At 69.6% G+C, this 23,459-nt stretch carries 21 protein-coding genes and 2 pseudogenes; 12 read left to right on the top strand and 11 right to left on the bottom strand.

What is annotated here, in order from left to right; genetic code table 11:
* Positions 1-26: 26 nt before the first annotated feature.
* Both ACFXKZ_RS43430 and ACFXKZ_RS43425 read right to left on the bottom strand, forming a co-directional pair.
* On the bottom strand, positions 27-497 hold the full coding sequence (locus ACFXKZ_RS43430; RefSeq protein WP_380010689.1) for a Crp/Fnr family transcriptional regulator: 471 nt from the start codon (positions 495-497) through the stop codon (positions 27-29).
* Between the two features lie 10 nt (positions 498-507).
* Positions 508-1,212 carry a CBS domain-containing protein gene (locus ACFXKZ_RS43425; RefSeq protein WP_380010686.1) on the bottom strand — a complete coding sequence of 235 codons (705 nt, stop codon included), beginning with the start codon at positions 1,210-1,212 and terminating at the stop codon, positions 508-510.
* A gap of 445 nt (positions 1,213-1,657) precedes the next feature.
* Here ACFXKZ_RS43425 and ACFXKZ_RS43420 point away from each other — a divergent pair, with 445 nt between their 5' ends.
* From ACFXKZ_RS43420 to ACFXKZ_RS43405, 4 genes and pseudogenes are all read left to right on the top strand, one after another.
* Positions 1,658-3,001: an amino acid permease gene (locus ACFXKZ_RS43420; protein WP_380010978.1), complete on the top strand. Its 1,344-nt coding sequence runs from the start codon at positions 1,658-1,660 to the stop codon at positions 2,999-3,001.
* Between the two features lie 230 nt (positions 3,002-3,231).
* Complete coding sequence (locus ACFXKZ_RS43415) at positions 3,232-3,591, top strand: STAS domain-containing protein (protein ID WP_380010684.1); 360 nt, start codon at positions 3,232-3,234, stop codon at positions 3,589-3,591.
* A gap of 107 nt (positions 3,592-3,698) precedes the next feature.
* On the top strand, positions 3,699-4,448 hold the full coding sequence (locus ACFXKZ_RS43410) for a response regulator (protein ID WP_380010681.1): 750 nt from the start codon (positions 3,699-3,701) through the stop codon (positions 4,446-4,448).
* Between the two features lie 97 nt (positions 4,449-4,545).
* Positions 4,546-4,875, top strand: a pseudogene (locus ACFXKZ_RS43405) (putative PEP-binding protein); the annotation flags it as partial.
* A gap of 110 nt (positions 4,876-4,985) precedes the next feature.
* On the opposite strand, the gene ACFXKZ_RS43400 reads toward ACFXKZ_RS43405, so the two are convergent.
* Positions 4,986-5,498: a universal stress protein gene (locus ACFXKZ_RS43400; RefSeq protein ID WP_380010678.1), complete on the bottom strand. Its 513-nt coding sequence runs from the start codon at positions 5,496-5,498 to the stop codon at positions 4,986-4,988.
* 304 nt (positions 5,499-5,802) lie between these two features.
* On the opposite strand from ACFXKZ_RS43400, the gene ACFXKZ_RS43395 reads away from it, so the two are divergent.
* Positions 5,803-6,687, top strand: coding sequence for a universal stress protein (locus tag ACFXKZ_RS43395; protein ID WP_380010675.1), 885 nt, complete (start codon positions 5,803-5,805; stop codon positions 6,685-6,687).
* A gap of 50 nt (positions 6,688-6,737) precedes the next feature.
* Positions 6,738-7,298 carry a hypothetical protein gene (locus tag ACFXKZ_RS43390; protein WP_380010672.1) on the top strand — a complete coding sequence of 187 codons (561 nt, stop codon included), beginning with the start codon at positions 6,738-6,740 and terminating at the stop codon, positions 7,296-7,298.
* A gap of 41 nt (positions 7,299-7,339) precedes the next feature.
* On the opposite strand, the gene ACFXKZ_RS43385 is transcribed toward ACFXKZ_RS43390, so the two are convergent.
* The 4 genes from ACFXKZ_RS43385 to ACFXKZ_RS43370 form a co-directional block, all read right to left on the bottom strand.
* A complete protein-coding gene (locus tag ACFXKZ_RS43385; RefSeq protein ID WP_380010669.1) occupies positions 7,340-7,639 on the bottom strand; it encodes an SHOCT domain-containing protein in 300 nt (99 codons plus the stop codon).
* 112 nt (positions 7,640-7,751) lie between these two features.
* On the bottom strand, positions 7,752-10,121 hold the full coding sequence (locus ACFXKZ_RS43380) for a phosphoketolase (protein WP_380010666.1): 2,370 nt from the start codon (positions 10,119-10,121) through the stop codon (positions 7,752-7,754).
* 239 nt (positions 10,122-10,360) lie between these two features.
* Entirely contained in the window at positions 10,361-12,922 is a 2,562-nt protein-coding gene (locus tag ACFXKZ_RS43375; RefSeq protein WP_380010663.1) for a cation-translocating P-type ATPase, read from the bottom strand.
* A gap of 271 nt (positions 12,923-13,193) precedes the next feature.
* The gene (locus ACFXKZ_RS43370; RefSeq protein WP_380010660.1) at positions 13,194-13,736 is read right to left on the bottom strand and encodes a DUF4303 domain-containing protein; all 543 of its coding nucleotides are present in this window, start codon (positions 13,734-13,736) and stop codon (positions 13,194-13,196) included.
* Positions 13,737-14,102: 366 nt separating this feature from the next.
* Between ACFXKZ_RS43370 and ACFXKZ_RS43365 the strand changes: the two genes are divergently transcribed.
* Positions 14,103-14,459 (top strand): hypothetical protein, encoded by a 357-nt coding sequence (locus ACFXKZ_RS43365; protein WP_380010657.1) that lies wholly within the window; start codon positions 14,103-14,105, stop codon positions 14,457-14,459.
* Positions 14,460-14,682: 223 nt separating this feature from the next.
* Here the strand turns inward: ACFXKZ_RS43365 and ACFXKZ_RS43360 are convergent, their stop codons facing one another.
* Positions 14,683-15,870: a GyrI-like domain-containing protein gene (locus ACFXKZ_RS43360; RefSeq protein ID WP_380010654.1), complete on the bottom strand. Its 1,188-nt coding sequence runs from the start codon at positions 15,868-15,870 to the stop codon at positions 14,683-14,685.
* A gap of 267 nt (positions 15,871-16,137) precedes the next feature.
* Positions 16,138-17,082 (bottom strand): NADP-dependent oxidoreductase, encoded by a 945-nt coding sequence (locus ACFXKZ_RS43355; RefSeq protein ID WP_380010651.1) that lies wholly within the window; start codon positions 17,080-17,082, stop codon positions 16,138-16,140.
* Positions 17,083-17,165: 83 nt separating this feature from the next.
* On the opposite strand from ACFXKZ_RS43355, the gene ACFXKZ_RS43350 reads away from it, so the two are divergent.
* The 4 genes from ACFXKZ_RS43350 to ACFXKZ_RS43335 all read left to right on the top strand — a co-directional run bounded on the left by ACFXKZ_RS43350 (position 17,166) and on the right by ACFXKZ_RS43335 (position 19,189).
* The gene (locus ACFXKZ_RS43350) at positions 17,166-17,753 is read left to right on the top strand and encodes a TetR/AcrR family transcriptional regulator (RefSeq protein ID WP_380010648.1); all 588 of its coding nucleotides are present in this window, start codon (positions 17,166-17,168) and stop codon (positions 17,751-17,753) included.
* Between the two features lie 48 nt (positions 17,754-17,801).
* Positions 17,802-18,140 carry an NIPSNAP family protein gene (locus ACFXKZ_RS43345; protein ID WP_380010645.1) on the top strand — a complete coding sequence of 113 codons (339 nt, stop codon included), beginning with the start codon at positions 17,802-17,804 and terminating at the stop codon, positions 18,138-18,140.
* An 85-nt stretch (positions 18,141-18,225) separates the two neighbouring features.
* Positions 18,226-18,666, top strand: a complete 441-nt coding sequence (locus tag ACFXKZ_RS43340) for a hypothetical protein (RefSeq protein ID WP_380010642.1) — start codon at positions 18,226-18,228, stop codon at positions 18,664-18,666.
* A 214-nt stretch (positions 18,667-18,880) separates the two neighbouring features.
* Positions 18,881-19,189 (top strand): hypothetical protein, encoded by a 309-nt coding sequence (locus ACFXKZ_RS43335; protein WP_380010639.1) that lies wholly within the window; start codon positions 18,881-18,883, stop codon positions 19,187-19,189.
* Positions 19,190-19,232: 43 nt separating this feature from the next.
* Here the strand turns inward: ACFXKZ_RS43335 and ACFXKZ_RS43330 are convergent, their stop codons facing one another.
* On the bottom strand, positions 19,233-21,740 hold the full coding sequence (locus tag ACFXKZ_RS43330; RefSeq protein ID WP_380010636.1) for a capsid cement protein: 2,508 nt from the start codon (positions 21,738-21,740) through the stop codon (positions 19,233-19,235).
* Positions 21,741-22,282: 542 nt separating this feature from the next.
* On the opposite strand from ACFXKZ_RS43330, the pseudogene ACFXKZ_RS43325 reads away from it, so the two are divergent.
* Positions 22,283-22,474 (top strand): annotated as a pseudogene (locus tag ACFXKZ_RS43325) (ADP-ribosylglycohydrolase family protein); the annotation flags it as partial.
* A 13-nt stretch (positions 22,475-22,487) separates the two neighbouring features.
* On the opposite strand, the gene ACFXKZ_RS43320 reads toward ACFXKZ_RS43325, so the two are convergent.
* Positions 22,488-23,429: a TIGR04222 domain-containing membrane protein gene (locus tag ACFXKZ_RS43320; RefSeq protein ID WP_380010633.1), complete on the bottom strand. Its 942-nt coding sequence runs from the start codon at positions 23,427-23,429 to the stop codon at positions 22,488-22,490.
* Positions 23,430-23,459: the final 30 nt, after the last annotated feature.

Here is a 23,459-nt window from a genome sequence, read left to right as displayed (position 1 = left end):
CGAAAGGTTCCGGAGCCTGCGCCCTCTCAGCCCTCCGCGGGTTCGTTGTTCGTCGAGTGGTGGGGCCCGTACAGGTCCAGCAGTCGCAGTCGACTCGCCTGGAGGCGGTCGGCGACCACCTGCGCGCACGCGAGGGTGATCGCTCGGCCGAAGTCGGGATCGCGCTCGCATTCGGCCCGCACCGCGCCCGCGTCGAACTCCACGGCCCGGACAGTGCCGACGGCGCGGCCACCCAGGTGCCACCGGTAGGGCGGGAACAGCCAGCTCCAGCCGACGAGTTCACCCGGTCCCAGTGTCTCGACGGTCGCCGCGGGCCCGCCGGGGACGTGCACGTCCAGGCAGACGGAGCCGCCCTCGACGAGCCAGAAGGCGCGGGCCGGCCGGTTCTCCTCGAACAGGCGGGTGCCCGGCTCGAACGTGACCGGCCGGCCGAACGCCAGGAGCCGATCCAGGTGTTGCTTGGGGATGAGGCCGATGCGGCCGGAGACGTGGAACACGGTGCTCTCCTCAACGGCCGGGCAGCACGCGGCGGCCGAAGTGCGCCGGTCCGGGCCTGATGTGGCTGTCGTCGAAGTCGAAGGTCAGGGTGTGGGTCACGCTCTCGACGCCGTCGACGGCACGACACAGCCGCAGCACGATGTCGATGAGACTGCGGTTGTCGACCGCCCCGGACAGGCACACCACCGCGTCGCGCACGTCCACCACGATCGTGCCGGGCTCCAGCCACAGCGCCGCGCGCAGTACGTCCTGCTCGATCTCGGCGCGGATCTCGGCGTCCGGACGCAGGAAGGTGCGCAGCAGGTCGCAGCGGCTGACGATGCCGATCAGCCGACCGTCCGCGTCGACCACCGGGAGGCGCTTGACGTGATGGCGGTCCATCAGACGCGCGCCGCGCAGGGTGCCGGCGACGGGTTCCACGCTCACCACGGGAGTGGTCATCAACTCGTGCGCCGTGTGGCCCTCGCCCTTGGTGTGTCGGTTGGCCAGTCGGCGCAGGCCCGGCAGGAGGTGGGTGTCCTCGGCCTGTTCCACCTGGGCACGCAGGAGGTCCGCCTCCGAGACGATGCCCAGGATCCGCCGCTCGTCGTCGACGACCGGCAGGGCGCTGATCCGCCGGGCGTGCAACGCGGCGACGATGTCGCGGAACTCGGTGTCGGGGCCGACGGTGACCACGTCACGGGTCATGACGTCCTCGATCTTGCGTTGCAACATGCGAACCCCCTGGTCGAAATGCGGCGAGTCGGCGAGGCGTCGATGGCGACGTCTTCGGTCGGACACCACGAGCCTGTCGCCGATTCGGGTGCCGGGACAGGGCCGCGTTGCCCGGTGCACCGGGCCGTTCGGCCCGGTCCGATCCGCGCAGCCGGCGTCGAGGCGCCGTACGGCCGGGGCGGGCGGGGTGACCATCGGCGTTCGGGTCGGGACCTTCGGCACGGGCGTGCCGACACGGCGGCCACCACGCTGCAAACGTTCGGCCGGCGCAGAACGTCCACGGCATCCCGCCCCGCTCGGTCGAACCCCATCGCGACGACGAGGACGCGCCATGCTCGGGAAAAGAACGACCACCGACCACCGCACAGCCGGGGAATCGGGTGCGCCCACCGATGAAGCGGGCCGCTCCGGCTCGACGTTCGGTCTGCCCACCGCCACGGCTCTGGTGGTGGGCAGCATCATCGGCACCGGCGTGTTCGCGCTGCCGGCCGCGCTTGCGCCGTACGGCCCGATCTCCCTGGTCGCGTTCGCCATCGTCACCGTCGGCGCCCTGGCGCTCGCGGTCACGTTCGGGGGGTTGTCCCGGCGGGTTCCGGGCAGCGGCGGTCCCTACGTGTACGCCCGGGAGGCGTTCGGCGAGTTCGCCGGATTCCTCAACGCCTGGTCGTACTGGATCACCGCCTGGGCGGGCAACGCCGCGATCGTGGTGGCCTGGGTCGGCTACGTCGAGGTGTTCGTCAACACCGGCCACGACACGTGGGTATCGGTGGCCATCGCGCTGGCGGGCCTGTGGATCCCCGCGGCGATCAATCTGGCGGGACTGCGCAGCATGGGCGCCTTCCAGGTCGTCACCACCGTGCTCAAGTTCGTTCCGTTGATCCTGATGGGTACCGTCGGTCTGCTCTTCCTCGACACGGACAACCTCGGCACCTTCAACGCCCACGGCGGGTCCCCGATGGGCGCGATCTCCGCCGCTGCGGCCATCGCGTTGTTCAGCTACATCGGGCTGGAGACGGTCTCGGTCGCCGCGGGCCGGGTCCGCGAGCCCGGCCGCAACGTGCCGCGCGCCACCGTCTACGGCACCCTGGCCTGCGCGGCGGTGTACCTGCTCGGCACGCTCGCCGTCTTCGGCGCCGTCCCGCACGCCGAACTCGTCTCCTCCACGGCGCCGTTCACCGACGCGGCCGACAACATGGCGGGCGGCTCGTGGGCCGGCAACGCGGTCGCGGTGGCCGCGATCGTGTCCGGGATCGGCGCGCTGGGCGGCTGGACGATGATCTGCGCCGAGATGCCCTACGCGGCGGCCCGCGAGGGCCTGTTCCCCAAGGCGTTCGCCCGCAAGCGCGGCGACACCCCCGTCTTCGGCATCCTCGCCGCCACCGTCCTCGCCTCGCTGATCACGGTGGCCGCCTACACCAGCTTCGACAACGTCTTCACCAGCATCGTGCTGCTGAGCGTGCTGACCGCGGCGATCCCCTACCTGTTCTCCGCCGCCGCCCAGCTGTACTGGCTGCTCACGCACGCCCGCCAGGGGAGTCGGGGCCGCTTCGTCCGGGACGTGCTCGTGGCGGGCACCGCCCTGGCATTCTCCTACTGGTCGATCCAGGGCAGCGGCTACCAGACCGTCTACTACGGGCTGTTCGCCGTGTTGCTGGGCATCCCCGTCTACATCCTCCTCAAGCGCGACCGCGGCGAGTACGGCGAGCAGGCGGCTGCCGTCCCCATGACGTCCATCGAGCAGCCCGCCCCACCGCAGAGTCCCTCGAAGCCCCAAGGACACGCCGCTTGACCACTGGGGCGGGCCAGCGCATGGGCCCACACGTCGACGAGCCCGGACGGGACCTTCGGCCCCGTTCGGGAGCCGTCCGCCTCTGGGCACCCGGCCGGCACTTCCGCTGAACTGATCGCGCAGACGCGCCGGCGGAAAGCGACAGCCCAGGAAGCGAGACCATAGTGATCACCATCGCGACGACCCCGACCGGACACCGTGGTGCGGCGTCTTCCGCCACTCACCTCACCGTGGAAGTGCGCGGCGAACTGGACCTGGACAGCGCGGCGAGCATCGAACCGACCCTGGTCGCCCTCGCCCGAACCGGCCCCGACGAACTTCGGTTGGATCTGGGCGCGCTCGTTTTCTGCGATACCTCCGGTATCGACCTGTTCCTACGGCTTCGGCGCCAGTGCGCCCGCGCCCACACCACGCTGGTTCTGACCGGGGTCCACGGCCAACCGGCCCGGGTCATCCGCCTGGTGGGACTCGACCGCACGATCGCCTGCCGTTTCGTGGGCCCGGCCGCGCCCCGACGAGGCCCGATCGATCCCGCGGTCGTCCGCGCATCGTCCCCGGCGCCCGTGGGGGCGGGGGCCACCCGGCCCTGATGGTCCCGGGACCACCGGCCCTGTCGCGATGATCCCGCACGCCCCGAGACTGATCATCGCGTCGACCCGACCGGGCGAACGCGTCCGTCACCCTCGGGGAGCAGACCATGGAAACCGGAATCACCACCGAAGCCGTCGCCGGAGCCCGCCTGCCCCGCCTCTCCGGCGCCACACGCACGCTCGCGCCGACGGCGTCGAACGCGGATTCGCCCGCCACGATCAGAGTGTTCCTCCTCGACGACCACGAGATCGTCCGTCGCGGCCTGGCCGACCTGCTCGGCGCCGAGGCGGACATCGAGATCGTCGGCGAATCGGCGTCCGCCCTCGAAGCGGTGCGACGAATACCGGCCCTGCGCCCCGACGTCGCCGTCCTGGACGGGCGCCTGCCGGACGGCAGCGGTGTCGACGTGTGCCGCGCGGTGCGGTCGTCCTTTCCCGAGATCAACGCGCTGATCCTGACCTCGTACGACGACGAGGACGCGTTGTTCTCCGCGATCATGGCCGGCGCCGCCGGATACGTCCTCAAACAGATCCGCGGCGCCGACCTGGTGCGCGCGGTCCGAGAGGTCGCCGCCGGCCGCTCGCTCCTGGATCCGGCGATCACCACGAAGGTCCTCGACCGCGTCCGCACCGGAACACGCGAGGACCCGCGCGTGGCGTCCCTCTCCGACCAGGAACGCCGGATCTTCGACCTGGTCGCCGAGGGCCTGACCAACCGCCAGATCGCCGAGCGTCTGCACCTGGCGGAGAAGACCGTCAAGAACTACGTCTCCACGATGCTGCACAAACTCGGCTTCGAACGCCGCGTCCAGGCCGCGGTCTTCGCCGGTACCTTGCCGCACCGCGCATCGGCCTGACCGAATGCCGACCGCCTACGACGTCTTCTCCCGCGCGGCGGTGACCGGCGCGCTCAAGGTCGCCCTCTTCCGCACCTGAACACCACCCCGCTCCGGCTTCTTCTCCTTCGGCACCAACGACCTGACCCGGACCACCCGGGTCCTGTCCCGCGACGACGCCGAGGCGTCCTTCCTCACCGCCTACCTCGAACGCGGCATCCAGGCGGCCTCCCCGTTCGAGACCATCGACCGCGACGGCGTCGGCCGCCTGGTGCGCACCGGCGTCGACCTGGGCCGCGCCACCCAACCGAACCTGCGCATCGGCGTAGGCGGGGAACACGGCGGTGCCCCCGACTCGATCCACTTCTTCGACGCGTGCGGCATCGACTACGTCTCCTCGGGCCGCGTCACCGGACGTCGGCTGCACCCGGGCCCGGTGCGACCGTGAACCGCGTCGCCGGGAACCGGACCCCGGGGACGCCGTGAACGACCGACCGCCCGAGCCTGGACGTCAGGCTCGGGCAGTCGGGCGGTCGGGTGCCGGGTGATTGTGTGGGATCAGGCGTCCGGCGCGGGGACGAAGACCACCGGGGTGGCGCTGTGGCGCAGGCAGTACAGCCCGGTGGGGCCGGGGATCGTGGGGCATTCGATGCCGCTGGTGCCCAGTACGAGCAACCGGGCGTCGCGTGCGCGGGCGACCAGGACCTCGCCGGCGCTGCCGTGCAGCGGGGTGGCCACGATGCGCTCCGGCGGGATCGGCACCCGCACGAGGTCCGCCAGCGCGCGCTCCAGCCGCTCGCGGGCCACCGACAGCGGGGCGTCCGGGTGGTCCAGGGTCGGACGTTCGGGGTCTGCGTCGGTCCAGGCCGCGACCACGTCCAGGACGACGCCGAGCTCCGCCGCCTCCCGCGCGGCCCACCGCAGGGCGACCGCGGACCCGTACGAGCCGTCCAGGCCGACCACGATCCGGCCCTTCGAGCGGTCCTCGGCGGCGCCGCCGGCCGGCACGAGACCACGCCGGGAGGCCACGTCCATCGTTTCCCGGTCGGACCGGGTGCCGAGCGATTCCATGTCGAGCTCCTTCGGGTGGTGTTGGTCGTCTCGGTTGTGAGCACGTGGCGAATGTCAGGGTGCGGGCAGGCGGGGGAGATACCGGTTCCGACCGGAAGAGCCCTGTCTCCACCATCGAGCCTTCGCGACCTCCGGCACAGGGCCGGTGGGGGTGGTCGACCGGGCCGAAGGTCCCGGTCCCGCGGTACCGGGCAGCCCTGTGTCCGGCGGTCGCGTGGGCGCAGGCTGAGGGTGAGGGGCCGACCGGATGTCGCAAACCCGACTCCGCCGCCCGAGACGTCGTTCGGCGACGATTGGACAAGTCATGAGCACCGGAACCCATCTCCCCGACCTCGGGGTCCTGGTCGGCTACGACGGCTCGCCCGGAGGTGAGCGCGCGCTCGTGTGGGGTTCCCGCGCCGCCGCCGCCGCGAAGACGCCCCTCTACCTGACGATGGCCGTCCCGGAAGCCGCTCTCGGCGGCCACGCCCGCGCGGACGAGGTCCGCCGGGGAGCCCGGGCCCTCCTGGAAGAGGCCGCAGCCCGGAGCCGCGCGGCACACCCCCACCTGGCGGTCGAGACCTCACTGGCCGAGGGACCCGCCGCGGACGCGATCCTGGAGGCGAGCCGGCGGGCGGAGACGATCGTGGTGGGCACGCGGGGCCACGGCGGCTTCGCGGGCCTGCTGCTCGGATCGGTGTCCCTGCGGGTGTGCGCGCACACGTCCTGCCCCGTGGTGGTCGTGCCCGAGGAGGCCGACGAGGTGGACACCCCGAGCGTCGTCGTGGGCGTCGCCGATCACAGCGACACGCCGGCGGTCGAGTTCGCCGTGGAGCGGGCGCGCCTCATCGGCGGCAGGGTGATCCCCGTCCACGTGTGGACCCTGACGATGGCGGGCTACTTCCCGGGCGTGGTGGCGCCACTGCTGGGCGACCCGCTGGACATGGCGGCCGGCCACGACCATTTCCTGACCGAGATCCTGGAGCCGATCAGGGCCAAGGCGCCGGACGTCACGATCGAGGCCATGGTCACCACCGGGGCGCCCGCCTACGCGTTGATCGGCGTCGCCGCGCACGCGGATCTGCTGGTGGTCGCCGCCCACCGCGCCCACGGCCCCTTCCCGATGCGCCTGGGCCCCACCACCCACGCGGTACTGCACCATGCGTCCTGCCCGGTGGCGGTCGTGCCGATACCCGCCACCGCGCCATGAACGCCGCGAGGCCGCACGGGCCCGGAACGCTCGCACGAGGGCGACGCCGCATGCGCGCCCTCCTCGGCCGCGAGCCGCTGTATCGGCGCTGCGACGTCACGCACCTGCGGTCCACGCTCGCGCTGACGATCCTGGCCCTGATCCTGGTGCCGCTGGTCGTCCTGGCGGCCGTCCATGTCCAGATCCACTCCGGCGAGACCGCTCGGAGCCGCGAACTCGCGCACAAGCACCGGGTTTCCGCCGTGCTGATGACCAAGCCGCCCACCGTGGCCAGACCCGGCGCGGAGACGGTGGCGGCGGATGTGAGCTGGGTCGCGGCCGATGGCACCACCCACACCGGCGTGGCGCAGGTGCCGCTCGGGGGAGCGGCGGGCGACACGACCGGCATCTGGCTCGACGCCGAGGGCCGACCCACCCCGCCCCCACCGACCCACGACGCGATCGTCGTCGACGCGATCACCGCCGGGATGCTCGCGTTCGCCGCGACGTTCATGGTCACGGCCGGGGCGTTCGGCGCGGAGCACCTGCTGACCTCCCGCCGCCGAGCCCGCGCCTGGGAGCGCGAGTGGGCGGTCGTGGAGCCGAACTGGACCGGCCGCATCGAGCACTGAGCGCACAGGGACCGACGATCGAAGCCCACCCGCGCGGACCATCAGTCGCCCCGCGTATCCGATTCGCGGCCACGACCCTTGCTTCCACGCGGCGTGTGCGCGCCGGTGGTCAGGACCGCCAGGCGCTCGCGGTACTCCTCGGTGTCGATCTCGCCGCGGGCGTAGCGCTGAGCCAATACCTCGATCGCCGACGGAGCGGCCGGCCCGGAGGGACCGCGACCGTGCGAGGCACCGCGCGCCAGGAACCACACCACCGCGACGAGGGTGTCCACCGCGGCGTCGATGTCGGATGGGTCGGGGTCCGCGGTGAGGGCGGGTAAGGCGGCGGTGCGGCTGCTCATGGCGGGGTTTCTCCTTGGTCTCGGTGCGAGGCGGCGCATGGAGGGGCCCGCGAAGTGTCCGGTTGCGCGACCCGGTTCGGGTGGTGCGGTCACTTCGCGGGCCCGGTTCGACTCAGTGCCTCGGCTTGCGGATGTCCGTCGACCAGGTCCAGTCGCGTACCTCCGGCATGTCCTCGCCGTGTTCGAGGATCCAGGCGTGGTGTCGGGTGCGGGCGTCGACCATGCTCTGGCGTACCGTCGCGGCGCGGGTGCCCAGGCCGGGGACGCGGTCGATGACGTCGATCACCCGCTGGTAGCGGTCCATGTCGTTGAGCACGACCATGTCGAACGGGGTCGTCGTGGTGCCGTACTCCTTGTAGCCGCGCACGTGCAGGTGGGCGTGGTTGTGCCGGCGGTAGGCGAGGCGGTGGATCAGCCACGGGTAGCCGTGGTAGGCGAAGATCACCGGGACGTCGGTGCCGAACAACGCGTCGTATTCCCGGTCGGGCATGCCGTGCGGATGCTCCGTCTCGGGGACCAGCCGCATCAGGTCGACGATGTTGACCACGCGCACGCGCAGTTCGGGCAGGTGACGGCGGATCAGGTCGACGGCGGCGAGGGTTTCCAGGGTGGGTACGTCGCCGGCGCAGGCCAGGACTACCTCGGGGTCGCCGTCGTCGTTGGAGGCCCACTCCCAGATCCCGGCGCCGCGCGTGCAGTGCAGGACCGCCTCGTCCATGGTGAGCCAGTCGGGGGTCGGCGTCTTGCCGGCGACGATCACGTTGACCAGGCCGCGGCTGCGCAGGGCGTGATCGCCCACCGACAGAAGGGTGTTGGTGTCCGGGGGCAGGTAGACGCGGACGACCTCGGGGCGCTTGTTGATGACGTTGTCGACGAAGCCGGGGTCCTGGTGGGAGAAGCCGTTCTGGTCCTGACGCCAGACGTGGGAGGTGAGCAGGTAGTTGAGCGAGGCGATGGGTGGGCGCCAGTCGATCTCGCGGCAGGCGTGCAGCCACTTGGCGTGTTGGTTGAACATCGAGGACACGATGTGGGTGAACGCCTCGTAGCAGGAGAACACACCGTGTCGGCCGGTGAGGAGGTAGCCCTCCAGCATGCCCTGGCAGGTGTGTTCGGACAGGATCTCCACCACGCGCCCGTCCGGGGCCAGGTGGGTGTCGAGGTCGGTGATCGGCTCCTGCCACGCCTTGGCGGTGGCCTGGTAGACGGCGCCGAGGCGGTTGGACTCGGTCTCGTCCGGGCCGAACAGGCGGAAATCGCGGCGGGTTGCCGTCCGGGCGAAGACCTCGCGCAGCAACTCGCCCAGCGCACGCGTGGGTTCGGAGGAGGACGCGCCGGGCTCGGAGACCTTGACCGCGAAGTCGTGCAGGTCCGGCAGCGGCAACTCGCGCAGCAGAGCGCCGCCGTTGGCCTCGGGCACCGCACCGAGTCGGGTGTCGCCGGCGGGGACGTTGGCGAGCACGATCGGGGTGGGGTGCCCGTCGGCGTCGAAGAGTTCGTCGGGGCGGTAGGACCGCATCCACCCGTCGAGCAGGGCCAGGTGTTCCGGGTTCTCGCGCACGCCGGCGAGGGGGACCTGGTGGGAGCGCCAGGTGCCCTCGACGGGGGTGTCGTCGACGGTGTGCGGGCCGGTCCAGCCCTTGGGGGTGCGCAGCACGAGCATCGGCCATCGGGGGCGGGTGTGCGCGGTCGCCTTGAGGTGCGTGATCTCGTCGAGGGCTTCTTCCAGGGCGGCGGCGAACCGGGCGTGTACGCGGGCGGGTTCGTCGCCCTCGATGTGGATGGGGCGCCAGCCGTACCCGGTGAGCAGCGCGTCGAGTTCGGCGCGCGGCATGCGGGCGAGCAGCGTCGGGTTGGCGATCTTCCAGCCGTTGAGGTGCAGGATCGGCAGGACCGCGCCGTCGGTGCGGGGGCTGAGGAACTTGTTCCCGTGCCACGACGCGGCCAGCGGCCCGGTCTCGGCCTCGCCGTCGCCGATCACGCACGCGACGACCAGGTCGGGGTTGTCGAAGGCGGCGCCGAACGCGTGCGAGAGGCTGTACCCGAGTTCGCCGCCCTCGTGGATCGAGCCGGGTACGCCGGGGGCGATGTGGCTGGGCACGCCGCCGGGCTGGGAGAACTGCCGGAACAGGGTGGCCATGCCGGCCGCGTCCCGGGGGATGTTCGGGTGCCGCTCGCTGTAGGTGCCGTCCAGCCACGACGCGGCGAGCGCGGAGGGGCCGCCGTGTCCGGGGCCGGTCACGTGGATGGCGTGGGTGCCCCGTTCGCGGATCACCCGGTTCAGGTGCGCGTAGATCAGGTTCAGGCCGGGCGAGGTGCCCCAGTGCCCGAGCAGCCGCGGCTTGATGTGCCCGGGCCGCAACGGCTCGGCGAGCAGCGGATTCTCGCGGAGATAGATCTGTCCCACGGCGAGATAGTTCGCCGCCCGCCACCACGCGTCGACCATCGTCAGATCCGGTGCCTCGGGAGTCGTGGCCATCGTCATCGTTCGTCCTCTCGTCCGTCGTCGTGGTTCCGCTCTGCCCACACGCTCGCGCTTCATCCCATGTCGGGTGAAGGGCCGAACGGCCCTACGGGCGGGGGCCACACGGGTCGATGCCGCAGACCGGGAGGTGCCACCACCCCAGTCGTGCGTCGAGCAATCCGCATCCGGGACACCACGCCGGCGGACGGCGTGGCCGGTGGGGCGTCGTCGTGGCCGTGAGCCGTACCCGCGACCCAGTGCTATCCGCGAGCTCGCGCCCCGCGCGCCGCGATCCATCGGTCGGCGCGGGCGGCGAGGAAGCCGAGTACGGCGCCCGCGAGCGGGATCAGGAGGTCCCCGGCCGGGAGGGCGTGCGTGCCCAGCAGGTCCCGCAGCATCGGCACGTATACCCCGGCCAGGCCCAGGGCGGCGGAGGCGAGGACCGTGATCGGCAGGAACGGGTTGGCGCGGGTGAGCAGCCGGGTCCGCAGGCCCGTGACGACACCGAGTTGCGCGCCGAGCAGGGTCAGGAAAAGCAGGCTCTGCCAGGCTCGCCCGGTCTGGTCGCCCCACGTCCCGGCGGCAAGGCTGACCGCGGTGACGCACAGGCCCAGTCGCAGGATCCGCTGCCACAGGCCGTCGCCGAGAATGCTCTGCTCGGGTGGGCGGGGTGCGCGCAGCATGGTGCCGGGACCGGCGGGTTCGGCGCCGAGGGCGACGCCGGTCAGGCCGTGGGTGAGCAGGTTGATCCACAGGATCTGGGCGGCGAGCAGTGGCAGGGGCAGTCCCAGGAGCGGTCCGAGCATCATCACGGCGATCTCGGCGGCGCCCCCGGACAGGCCGTAGACGAGGAAGCGGCGGATGTTGTCGTAGACGCGCCTGCCCTCCTCCACCGCGACGACGACGGTCCCGATCTCGTCGTCGGCCAGGATCAGATCCGCCGCTTGGCGGGCCACCTCCGTGCCGCGTCCACCCATGGCGACCCCGATGTCGGCGCGGCGCAGGGCGGGACCGTCGTTGACACCGTCTCCGGTCATCGCCGTGACGTCACCCCGGGCCTGCCATGCCTGAATGATCGTCAGTTTCTGTTCGGGAGTCGTTCGGGCGAACACTCGTGCGGTGGTCGGGTCCCGTTCGGGGTCGTTGCTCAGGTCGGCGCCGGTCAGGACGGTGGTGTCGCCGTCGCGCAGGATGCCCAGACGAGTGGCGACGGCCCGTGCGGTGGACGGGTGATCGCCGGTGATCATCACGGGCGTGACACCGGCGTCGTGGCATGCGGCGATGGTGGCGCGGGCGGCCTCCCGAGGCGGATCGCTGATGGCGATCAGGCCGAGCAGGGACATGCCCTCCTCCGCGGCCTCCGCGCGCTCGGGTACGGCGTCCAGGCGGCGGGTCGCGACGGCCAGGACCCGGTATCCGTCGGCCGCCAGGAGATCGGCCTCGTAGCGCGCGGCGTGCAGGTGGTCGGGGTCGGCGGTGACGAAGCGCGCACTCAGCACGACCTCCGGGGCGCCCTTGAGGACGGCTCGTAGGCGGCCGTCGTGCTCGCGGTGCACGGTGGTCATACGTTTGCGGTCGCTGTCGAAGGGAGCCTCCGCCACCCGAGGGTGCTCCTCGCGCAGCATGGCGAAGTCGATCCCGACCTTGCCGGCGGCGGCGAGCAGGGCCGCCTCGGTCGGATCCCCGAGCGCCGACCACTCGGGGTCGGTTCCCGGGGGTACGAGAGTGGCGTCGTTGCACAGCGACGCCGCGACGAGCAACTCGCGGATGTCCGGGGTGGAACCTTCGTCGAGTGGTCGCCCGTCGACGAGCACCCGGCCATCGGGCGCGTAGCCCGTACCGGTGAGTTCGGCCGTCGTCCGGGCGGTCCACACTCGTTCGGCGACCATGCGGCCCTCGGTCAGCGTGCCGGTCTTGTCCGTGGCGAGCACCGTGACGGACCCGAGCGTCTCGACGGCGGGCAGGTTGCGCGCGATGGCGCCCCGTGTCGCCATCCGCCGGGCGCCCAGGGCCAGTCCCAGGGTGACCACCGCGGGCAACGATTCGGGGACCGCGGCGACCGCCAGACTGATTGCGGTCACCGCCATCGACTCGGTCGGCTCTCCCCGGAACAGCCCCAGGACGAAGACGAGCAGGCACAGCCCGACGACCACGGCGGCGAGTACCCGTCCCAGGTGGGCGAGTCTGCGCTGCAACGGGGTCGGGCCGGGGCGCTCCTGCATCAGGGCGGAGATTCGCCCGAGGGCACCGTGTGCGCCGGTTGCCGTGACCTCGGCCAGCGCCCGGCCGCGCATGATCACCGTGCCGGCCTGGAGCACGTTGTCGGCGGTGGTCTCACCGGCCGGATCGAGTGCGGACTTGTCCACCGGCACCGATTCACCGGTCAGGGCGGCCTCGTCGACGAGCAGGCCCGACGCCTCGTACAGGACGGCGTCGGCGGGCACGATGTCGCCCTCGTCCAGCCGGACGATGTCGCCGGGGACCAGATCCGCGGCGGCCACCTCGCCTTCGGTTCCCTCGCGCACCACGCGCACGGTCGGCACCGACAGGTCCGACAGGGCCGTGACGGCCCGGTCGGCGCGGATCTCCTGAACGACGCCGACCAGGGTGTTGACCGCGACGACGAAGAGGATGACGGCCGTGTCGGCCGGATCCCCGGTCAGCGCGGTCAGGATGGCGGCGGCCAGGAGCACCAGGATCAGCGGATCGCGCAATTGGGCCGTCACGCGCGTCCACACCGGAGTCCGTCGCGCCTGTCGAACGACGTTGGGGCCGTGTTCGGCGAGCCGCTCGCGCACTTGCTCGCGGGTCAGTCCGCGCACGAGAGCGGGGTGCCTCGCCGACGAGGTCGGGGCCGGGGGCGTGTGGGGCACGGTCGTTCACCGATCTGTGGGATTGTTCTGCGGCGGACGGCCGGCAAGGCCGTCTTTCTTCGCCGGCTCACCCACCCGACTCTGCTCCCGGCCACCGGCGACGGGCAGGGTCATTCGGCCCGGTGGGCCCGACGAAGGACCCCCGTTGCACGGTCGTCGTACCACCTCCGACGACTTCGCGGGTCGTCGTTTTGCTCCGGCGGGAGGAGGGCCGGGAGCTTCAGAGTGGTGATGCGGGCGAGTTCTCGGCCACATATGCGGCGACGGCCGCCGGAGGGTTCAGGGCACAGGCGCGGGCGGCGTTTTCGACCTCGTCGCCGGGGATCTCGACGACGGCGACGATGGACAGGCGTTGCTCGCCGTGGCCGAAGAGTCCTTCGGCGTCGAGGCGGGCCATGGCCGCGACCATCGCGCGCAGCCGCAGTTCGAACTCGGCCTCCGCCTCGTCGTCGGGGAGTTCGAAGACCTGCGGTCGGGCGTCGAACAGGCTGCGGATCGGGGCGAGGTGGCGCTCCCCGTAGGTGCAGAAGGGCGAGTCCGCGTAGGACCACCGCAACATGTCGGCCTCGGTCGCGGATCCGCCCGACGCGGCGGCCAGGGCCTGGGTCGACCAGGCCGACAGCGACGGCCCGAAGGCCTCGCCCGGCGTGACCAACGCGCAGTAGTAGAAGTCGTGTTCCGGGTATTCCCGGAACAGGTCCGAGACGGCGGCACCGGCGGCCCGGTACACGGCTTCGGTGAGGTCCGCCTCGGTCGGTATCACGTCGACTCCCTTGTGCGTGTGCGTGCGGCGCCCCGGCCGCTATCGTCGCGAGGGGCCAACTCTCGCAGACGGATGCCCACACGGCGGAACCACGCCGGCGATGCCGCGTGGACCCGTGCGGAAACCGCATCCGCCTCGGGATGCAAGGACGCCACAAGTCCGTTGCCTTGCAAGCGAGTTCAACCCGGCGATCGAGGTCCGATCCCCGGCGGCCGGCACGACGGCGGTACATCGACGTGCGGGTGTAGAACGACCGCGGTGGGGATGGATACACCCCACGTTTGACGCGCTCGGCCGACCCCGTGGATAGCGTCGTCCTGCCATTGCAAACCAATGACAGACGGGAGAAAAACCATGAAACGACGCATGATCACAGGGCTCGTTGCGGTGGCGGCGTTCGCGGCGTGCTCCGGGACGGCGGTCGCCTCGGCGGCGCCCGCCGCGCCGTCCCAAGAGGTGAGCGTGCTGGGCCGCTGCCCGGAGACGAAGAACGTCTACATCAACGGCGCCGAGGCCCACTGGACCGTTTGGTGTTCGGGCAGCCGGGTCTACGTCGACGGGTACGTGAAGGACACCAAGGCCGACGGAAAGTGCGCCGAGGTCTACGGCAGCGTCGGCTCGGTGGCGGTCAACAGCGCCAACGCCTGCCCCAAGGGCAACAAGAAGACGTTCGCCTGGAACGCGTCCGGTAACAGCGTCTCCCTGTACCTGCGTCTGATCTGATCCGCAGCGACCGTGCGTCCGGCCGTGATCCGTACCGGGATCACCGGTCGTCGCGGCCCTGAACGCGGGGGGACTGCCCGTCCGCTCCGGACCTGCGCGTTCCGACCCCGGCGTCGAGATCGGGGTCGGAACGCGTCCGGCGCAGCCTACGAGTTCAGGTCCACCCAGAGGTGCCGGTTCGTGGCGTGCGCGTGTGGTTCGCCGACGAACCGGTGCCGGGATTCTACGAGTTGTCGGGCCGCTCGATGGGTTGGACCGGCTGGCGCAGGACGGTCTTCATCTTCTCCGGGGCCGTCTTGCGTGGGTCGCTGAGATAGATCTCGTGGTGCAGACCTCCGTGCCGTAGGCCGTTGGCTTCGAAGTAGGTGTGGTGGAGTTCGTGCAGGATGGGCCCCTCGTCGTCGTAGGGGCCGATGTGCAGCACCTGGGCGCTGGATCCTTCGTGCAGCGTCAGGTGTCGTACCTCGGAGATCGTGGGCAGCTTCTTCTTGGCGAGGGCCGTGTCCTTCGCCTCCTCGATCATCGTCTTCGTGATCCAGGGGGGCATGGCGATGAGCATCGTCCAGTTCCAGCTGTCCTTGGCGCGGGTGGTGAACACTTCCGGCCGGTCCGCCCACCACAGGCCCTCCAGCGGAGCGACGACGAAGTCGCCGGCGTCCGCGCGCTTGGCGGCGAACTTCAGGGTGTAGGCGACCGAGTACAGGGCTGCGACCGCGTCGGCGTAGGCGGATGAGGTGTTCGGATCCCCGGCGCCGTCGACGGCGATGAACTGCTGCTCGGGGACGTCGACGACGGCCCACGTGGTGTTCTTGGGCGCGTACAGCCCCTTGTGCTCGCGCTTCACGTCGTACGGGGTCATCCGTGCCGCACCTTCCTGGTCGTGGGGTGGTGTGTCGAGCGATGCTCGGTAGTCGGACAGCCACTTCGCCTCGGCCGACAGCTGACCGAGGGCGTGGTCGAAGATCGCGCGGACGAAAGCCGGGGCATGCCGGTCCGCGGTGGCGGCCCGGCCGACGTGTTCGATGCGTTCCGCGAGTGCGCGGGAACGCCGATCGAGGGCGGCGAGCAGACGCTCCCGGTCGATGGCCGGGGCATTGGCCAGGCCCACCAGGATGCGCGGGAACACCGGATGCAGCTCCGCGATCGCCTCCTCGGCCGCGGCGGCGCATGCCCGGTGCCCTTCGGGCGTCGCGGTGTAGACCTTGCGGGTCTTGCCGCCCGGGGATCGGGTCGGGTCGGTCTGGGTGATCAGGCCCCGCTCTCGAAGTTTGGTCAGCAGGTAGTAGATCGAGCTGAAGCCGATCTCCGTCCATTCGCGCATGCCGCGCTCGGAGATCACCTCCTCCAACTCGTAGCCGTGCCTGGGTTGCTCCACCAGCAGGCCGAGCAACGTGAGCTCGGCAGCGGTCATGCCTCGGTCCATGGCGCTATTCTAGTACTAGAATAATGCTCCGTGCCGGCGGCGACCGCTCCGGACGGATCGCCGCCGGCCGTGGCCCGGTGTCGCCAGTGGCGGGAACCGGCCACCGACGGGGCGTGTGGGCCCTGTCGCGCAACCTTTCCGTGCGGCGTACCGGGCCGGTTTGGAAGCGGGTGGTGAAGCCGGCGACGGTGTGGAGCCGTTCGAACGACTGGGTCTGAGCCCGGCGCCGCGACGAACGGAGCGTGGGCGCGTCGTTCAGCGCAGACGAGGTCCCGGCGTGATCACGATCTTGCCGTGGACGTGGCGTCCGGCCTGAAGCGTCACCGCGTCGCGGATCCGCTCGATCGGGAAGGTCGCGGCGATCGGCACGGTGATCCTGCCGTCGAGGATCGCGTCGGTGATTTGCTTCATGGCATTCGGGTCCGCGTCGAAACCGCCGGTCGCGCGGACGCCGCCGGGAGGATTGGGCCCTGCGGCGATCGTGGCGATCCGCTCGGGCGGCACACCGAGCGCGAGCGCCGTCTGGGCGGTTTCGACGCCGAACAGATCGGTCGCCGCGATCACGCCCTCCGGTGCCAGGGCCCGTACCCGCTCCGCCAATCCGGGGCCGTAGGCCACGGGCTCGACACCGAACCGGCGCAGGAACTCGAACGTGCTCTCCGCCGCGGTCCCGATCACCCTGGCGCCGGCGAGCTTCGCGAGCTGGATGGCGAACACGCCCACACCCCCCGCGGCGCCGCCGACCAGGACGGTGTCGCCCGAACGCGGTTCCATCACCGCCAACGCGGCGGCGGCGGTCATGCCGGCGACCGGAAGCGTGGCCGCCACCTCGTCGCCGATGCCCTCCGGCGTGTGCCAGAGCGGCCCGGTCGCCTCGGTGGGCGTCGTGACCACCACAAAATCGGCGACGGCCCTGCCCAGCGCGCCGCCGAAGACCCGGTCGCCCACGGCAAAACCCGTGGCGCGAGTGTCGACCTCGTCGACGACCCCGGCGAAGTCGAAACCGAAGCCGGATGGTGTGGTGACGCCGAAGCGGGCCGCGACCTCGGGCTGCGCGGCGATACCCCAGTCCATGGGATTCAGACCGGCCGCCGTGACGCGAACGCGGATCCCGCCCGGCCCGGCATGCGGCTCGGCGACCTCTCGCACCTCCAGCACCTCGGGTCCTCCGAACGTCTCGTAGACAACGGCTCGGCTCATGCGTATCTCCAGGGGAAACGTGACGGGACTTGGTCTCATCACCGTAACACCAGTGACGGGACCAAGTCCCGTACGATGTCCTCATGGCCCGATGGCAACCCGACGCACCCGAGCGACTCGTCCTCGCCGCCCTTGAACTGTTCGAGGAACGGGGCTACGAGAACACGACGGTGATCGAGATCGCGGAGCGCGCCGGGCTCACGAAGAGCACCTTCTTCCGGCACTTCCCGGACAAGCGGGAGGTGCTGTTCGGCGGGGGCGGCATGACCGGATTGCTCGTCGACGGGCTCGACGCGGCGCCGGCCGGGGCCGGTCCGCTCGAAGCGGTGGCGCATGCTCTGGACATGATCGGCGCGCAGGTCTTCACGCCCGATCGTCGCGAGTTCGGCGCCCGGAGGTCGGCGGTGATCGCCGCCAATCCGGAACTGCGCGAACGCGAAGCGTTGAAGGGACTCGGCCTCACCGCGTCGATGATCGACGCGCTCGAGCGCCGCGGCGTGCCCGACCTGACCGCCCGCGTGGCCGCCGAACTGGGCGTACTCGCCTGGAAGATCGCCTACCAGCGCTGGGCGGACACGGCCAACGACGACACCTTCGGCGAACTCGCACGACGAACACTCGCCGAGGTGCGGGCGTCACTCGTCGCCTGCGGCGTAGCGGCTCCGGAATGATCCGGCACGAGCCGTGATGGAATCCCCGAGGCGGGGAAGAGTACGCGGATGATCACTTGCGTCGTCCACTACACGATCGATCCCGGCAAGATCGAGGCGTTCGAACGCTTCGGGCGTTGTTGGATGGAACTGGTAGGTCGTCACGGCGGGACTCACCACGGCTACTTCCTGCCCGCCGAGGGGGCGAGCGACCGGGCCCTGGCCCTGTTCAGCTTCCCCGGCCTGGCCGCTTACGAGCGTTATCGCGAACTGTTCGGCGTGGACCCCGACTTCGTGGCGGCGGACCGCATTCGCGACGACAGTGGGTGCGTCGTGCGCTACGAGCGCACATTCATGCGGCCGCTGCTGCCCGAGGACGTCGCTCCCGAAACGGCGCCGCGGGATTGACCGAATCGGGCGTCGGGCCTGCCTCCGAGGCTCCGCCGAGGTCCTGGTGTGCCGGGACGGCCGCCGGACAGGCTAGTTTGCTCGAATGAGTCTTCTTGATGACGTGGCCGAACGCGACGGCCGGCGATGCTGGGTGTGCGACGAACAGGTCGACCTCGACAAGTCGGTGAACGACCCGCAAGGGCCCAGCGTCGACAGTCGGACCGCCGACCGGAAGGCCAAGGTCGCCGAGCGGCTCGCGCACCGCGGGTGCAACAGCCGCAAGGGCGCGGTCAAGGTGGCCATCGCCTGGCCGGAGCGCCTGTACGTGGTCGAACCCGCGCCGTTGATCGCCGTTGCCGCGAGGTTGGAGCGCAAGGGGGGCCGTGAGATCGTGGGCCGCTGTCCGACCGAGGGCGACGCCCGGGAGGCGGCGGACTGGCTCGTGGACCGGTTCTCCCGACTGGTACCGGGCCTGCCGGTGACCGCCGACGTCGAGGCGGGAGGCGGCCAGTTCCTGGTCGTCCTGACCACCGGCCGCCGCTGACGGTGCCCCGCCCCGCCGCCCCGGTGATGCCCGGGCGGCGGTCCTCGCCCCGACACGAGGTTCCGGTAAGGACGCTGTCAAGGAAGCGCCGGGCAACGTGAGCGTGGGCGATCGGGTTGCCGCCAGATCTGTTCATCGACGTCGCGCCGAAGGTGGTGGCCGGCCGGCGGGCGCGGGCCGCGGTGGAGTCGCCCTCCCCCTGCGGACGCACCCGGTGCCGCTGCGGGTGACCTTGCCGGCCGCGCTGCTGCACGAGCGGGAGCGGGAAATCACTGACACGCTGGTGGAGCTGCTGATCTCCACGGTGCACCGGATCGGGGCGCGGGCGGAGAAGGGCACCGAGCAGCTCATCAACGCGTTCAAGAAGGTGTCGGGCAAGGAGAACATCCTCTTCAAGCTCGCCGAGGGCTGGGATGACACCCCGCCACAACGGCGCTCCGGTAACGGCGACGCTCCTGCCGATCGTTGCCGGGAATCAAGGAGCCCCCGCCGAGTGCCGCCTGCTATGCGAGCTCCACGCTGAGCTGGGCGCCCAATTCGTGCCATCAACGTTCACCACGCCCAGCTCACTCGATGGCGGAATCCAACAGGTGCGCCGCTCTCAGCTTGGCAAGAAGTGCGTTGAAATCCTCCCTCAGCTTGCCAATTTCCGTCGCGTTCGAGTTTTTCTGATCTGGCACGCTCTGTGGAATCTGTTCAAGGCACCTTCTGTTTGCGGGAACATCCAGGTCATAGAGTGTCACCCACTCTAGGTAATTGTCCTCAGTCACCGCTCCAACCTGCTGGGGCTGGTTCGGGTTCCAGGACGACGGCTGACTTGGACCGGAGACCTTGAGGTGCGGGTCCAACGGGTCACCGGGTTTGTATGTCGTCAACAGATACACGAAGTCATTGGCAGGCGTCGACTTGACGGTTTGCCCTATTTGGTAGTGCGTCCCGGGAGTCCAGGTACGAGCCAGTTTCCCCCTTCCACACGGAGCCTGCACCGCCCACCCGATCGGGCCTTGGCGCGTTGAATCATTGTAGGCATTGAGGATCAGATCACCCGGGCGGTAGAAGTAGCAGCTACCCACCGAGGTATCGAAGGGAGTTCCGCTATAAACTACACCGATTCGCCGCTCACCGTTATTGTCAGGTCTTCCAATCCACGCTTCCGGAAGCATCAGCGCGCCGGGAACCGGACCGTTTTCGTACGCGGTTTGATAGTACGTATGGAAAGGCGCTCCGCTCAGCATGGACGTTTCAATCCTGCCCTTGCGAGTGTCAGGAGGACGATCTGTCCGGACTTGGGTACGGAAGAGGGAAGACCCATTGCCGACGGGATTCAAATGACTGTCCAGCGGGACAGAATCAAAATCCTGAATGATCGTGGAATCCGATTTGCTTCCGAGGGTGTTGGACGTTATGACCATTGGTCCGGCGTCGGCGCCCGGCTCCACTTTGCCCAAGCATTCCCATGTCACATCGCCATCTTCTGTCAGGCTCCCGGTCGTTGTCTTCCAACCAGGCTCACCACTCGGATGGTCGGGAAGAACAACCCCGCGAGTACGCCCGGAATTTTGCGCTCGATACAGGTATCCTTGCGCTTTGGATCCTTCCCCGCCCGTCTTCAGCTCACCCTGGTCGATGTAAATACCCCCCAGGACGATCCGATAAAATTCCACCTTGGAAAAGTTATTGTTTACTTTCAGGGCCGAGGGTCCAGGTCCTCCTCTGACGGCGCCATAGCCCCAGTACGTCGAGTCTGGGGTGATATCCATGTCCCCTCCGACTACAGCGATATTCCCTCCCTTGAATACCGCTGGCGCATCCACTTCGGCGTAGCAGCCGAGGTACACGGAGTACGTGATTGAACTGTGCTCGGAGCTGATGTTTCGGTGCTTGTTTGCTGCGGTGTGACACGCAATGAAGGTGCAGCCCAAAAACGAATTATCATGAATTCCATCACGCCCATTACCGGAGGCGTCAACGCTCATGATCAGCATGGCGTTGGTCTCGTTGTTGCCCTGACTCTCGCCGCCGATATCGAGCCCATGTTGGCCATTGTTATCGAGAACGCAATCGCGTATCTGCGTTTCGTTGGCATCAGCGTGCGGCGTAAAAGGCGGATCGCTTGCGTATATCGTTATTCCGTTACGCCTGAAGCCAGAGATCCCAATCGACGCGATCAATGAGCCGGTTGCCAGAACCCGTACGGCGTCCATTTGCCGGGCTTGATGAAAGGTTTTAGCAGATATCCCTTGGTCGGGGCACGACTCGAGGGTGAACTGACGAAGCTCAGCATAGTCCGCACGGGCACGAGAGGGCACTTCAGCCGATTCGGAGGTGGTGGTCCAGGCGCCCGTCAGGGCAATCGCGCAATAGACGGTTTCCCCTCCGACCGGACCGATACCGGTCGCCCTGGAGAGGTTGAAATCTGCCGGCTTCGGATCGTCGGGTCTGCCTACTACATCTGCAAGTATGCGAGTATTTTTAGTACCACTGAGGACACGCCCCCCAGCTCCCTCCAGAATGCAATGCTGTCTGACGACAAGAGGGCTGGTAATCCGATAGTCTCCTGGAGGAAGGTAGACGACTTTGCCGTCGGACACCTGCTCCGTATCGAATCCCGTTTTGCAATCCAGCGCTTTGAATCGCGTTGCGCAGTCCAGGGCTGCTTGGAGTGGGCCCGTGTCGTTGGCCTTTCCGTCCCCTATCGCTCCAAAGTCGAGCACGTTCAGCCGCGTGTCGCGGTGGGGCCGGATGGTCACCATTCCCGAATCATCACAGTCGCCGATCCAGTTCGGAGCGCTCATGCATTTTGTATTCGAAGCGCGCACGATTCGTCCCGAGCTGTCGACGCCAACCGCGCCGGCCCGACCGGGGTCCAGCGGGACATTGAAAATACCGCCTATTTGAACTGTGACGTCATGTCCAATGTCGGCCCTTTCCAGGGCAACCCCAAAGAACGGAGTGGTATGCAACTTTTCCTTCTCGACAGCAGGGGTTACGGTGGTCGGTGATCCAGTGGTGCGGACCGCTTGGCCGGCTTTGACATCCTGTGCGGCTTTCATGGTGAAGGTGACAGTGTCCATCGGAACTCCTCATTCCGTTGGGACTCCGTTGGCAAACGCAGGTCCAGGGAACACGTCAGTTCCGGGAGGGTCTCAGCGGTGGCCGGGCAGTGGTCCGCGCTAATCGACGCCGGAGGTACTACTTAATCCTCTACGGACGTCTCCTATAAGGATAGACGCGGCAGGGCGTCTCGGCGATTTCAAGTGGCCACCGCCGGTGCCGTGGTCCGGGGCACCGTGAAGGACGACGCCAACGCGCCCGTACGCGACGCCCTCGCATCCATGAACTCAGGCCCTTCTTCCACGCCCCGGCTCGGCGCAGCCGACCAGTTCGACTCGAAGACGGCGCAGCCTCTCGCGGCACGGCTTCGCCGCAGTTCATGTGGGTCCGAGCAGGGTGAGCGGTCAGCGGCGTCGCGGGCGTGGGCATTGTGCCGAAGGGCGGGAGCGGTGCCGGTCTTGCCGGTCAGGCGGCGGTCACCGATGGCAGGTTGCGCCAGGTCGCCATCCCGGCGTGGGAGTTGAGATCCAGGTCGCCTGCTTCGAGAGGCATCTTCGTCTGACCCTGCCTGGGCTCCGCCGTCTGGGCACTGCGCACCACTGCCGGCTTCGACGACATGATGCGGGCGGCGATCGACCTCGGCGGTGACACGGACACCGTCGCCGCTGAGCAAAGACTTCGCGGGGGCGTACTACGGGCTGGATGCAACCCCGCCCACTGGACGCAGCCGTTCCTACACGCACCCCGACACGGGCGGCCCGATTCGCTCAATCGCATCCGCATCCGCCGCATCCGCATCCGCCGCATCCGTCGTGACCGCCGCATCCATCGGTGGCACAGCCGGTTGGGGAATTCCACACGTCGGAGGCGAACTCGGCATCGTGAGTGCCCGACCCACGAATCGACTTCAGCAGCGCCGTACGTGCCGCGGAGGGCTCCAGCGCGGTGAGGCCGAGACAGGCGACCGCCATGAGCGTCGCGGTCTTCGGGGCCTTTCCGCCGCCGGCCGGGCGTACGGCCCGAAGTGCGTTCACATCGGTGCGCATCGCCTTCACGACCCGGCGTCCGGTGGCACTCGCCCGAACCGGTGTGTCCCCCAGCGTGACCGCGATGGAGAACGCGCCGACGCAGGACAGACCGAGCACGGACGCGGGCGCGAATTCGAGGCCGCCCCCGAATGCCGAAAGCAGCACGAACAGAGGGATCCCGCCGGCCGCGACGGCAAACATCACGTAGGTCGGGATTCGAGCCCGGCGCCGGCGCTCGGGCGCGACGACCAGACCACGCTCGACCAGACTCCCCTCCATCGCGACGAGCGGTGCGTCGGGCCGGCGCAGTGCCTCGACGGCACTGCTCCGCGAATGGCCGCGGCGCAGCCCGTCGAGCACGCAGTCCACGACGGGATCGTCGTCGCGGACATCGTTCCCGTCGACATCGGGCGAGGAGGAGACCCAGACGCGCCCGTCGGACCCGACCTCGATCCGGCCCTGTTCGAGCAGCGCCGCGAGCACCGTGTCCGCCACCCGGGCCGCGCCGCCCGCCAGGAACGCCATGTCGTGGTCGCGGATCGAGTGCCGGTCGACGTCGCGGTCGACCCGACCGCGCGCCAGACGACGCCACACGAGCGCGAAGACCGATGCGATGCCGGTGATGGCGAGGTACAGGACCGGATATTGCAGATCCCACCGACTCAACGTCGCGAAAGACATGCCGACCCCCTGGTGTACGGCTGTCACGCA

Origin of the sequence: Embleya sp. NPDC059237, from assembly GCF_042754105.1 — a bacterium.
GTDB lineage: Bacteria > Actinomycetota > Actinomycetes > Streptomycetales > Streptomycetaceae > Embleya.
Note: the sequence above shows the minus strand (reverse complement) of the source record. Positions and strands in the feature narration are given on the sequence as shown.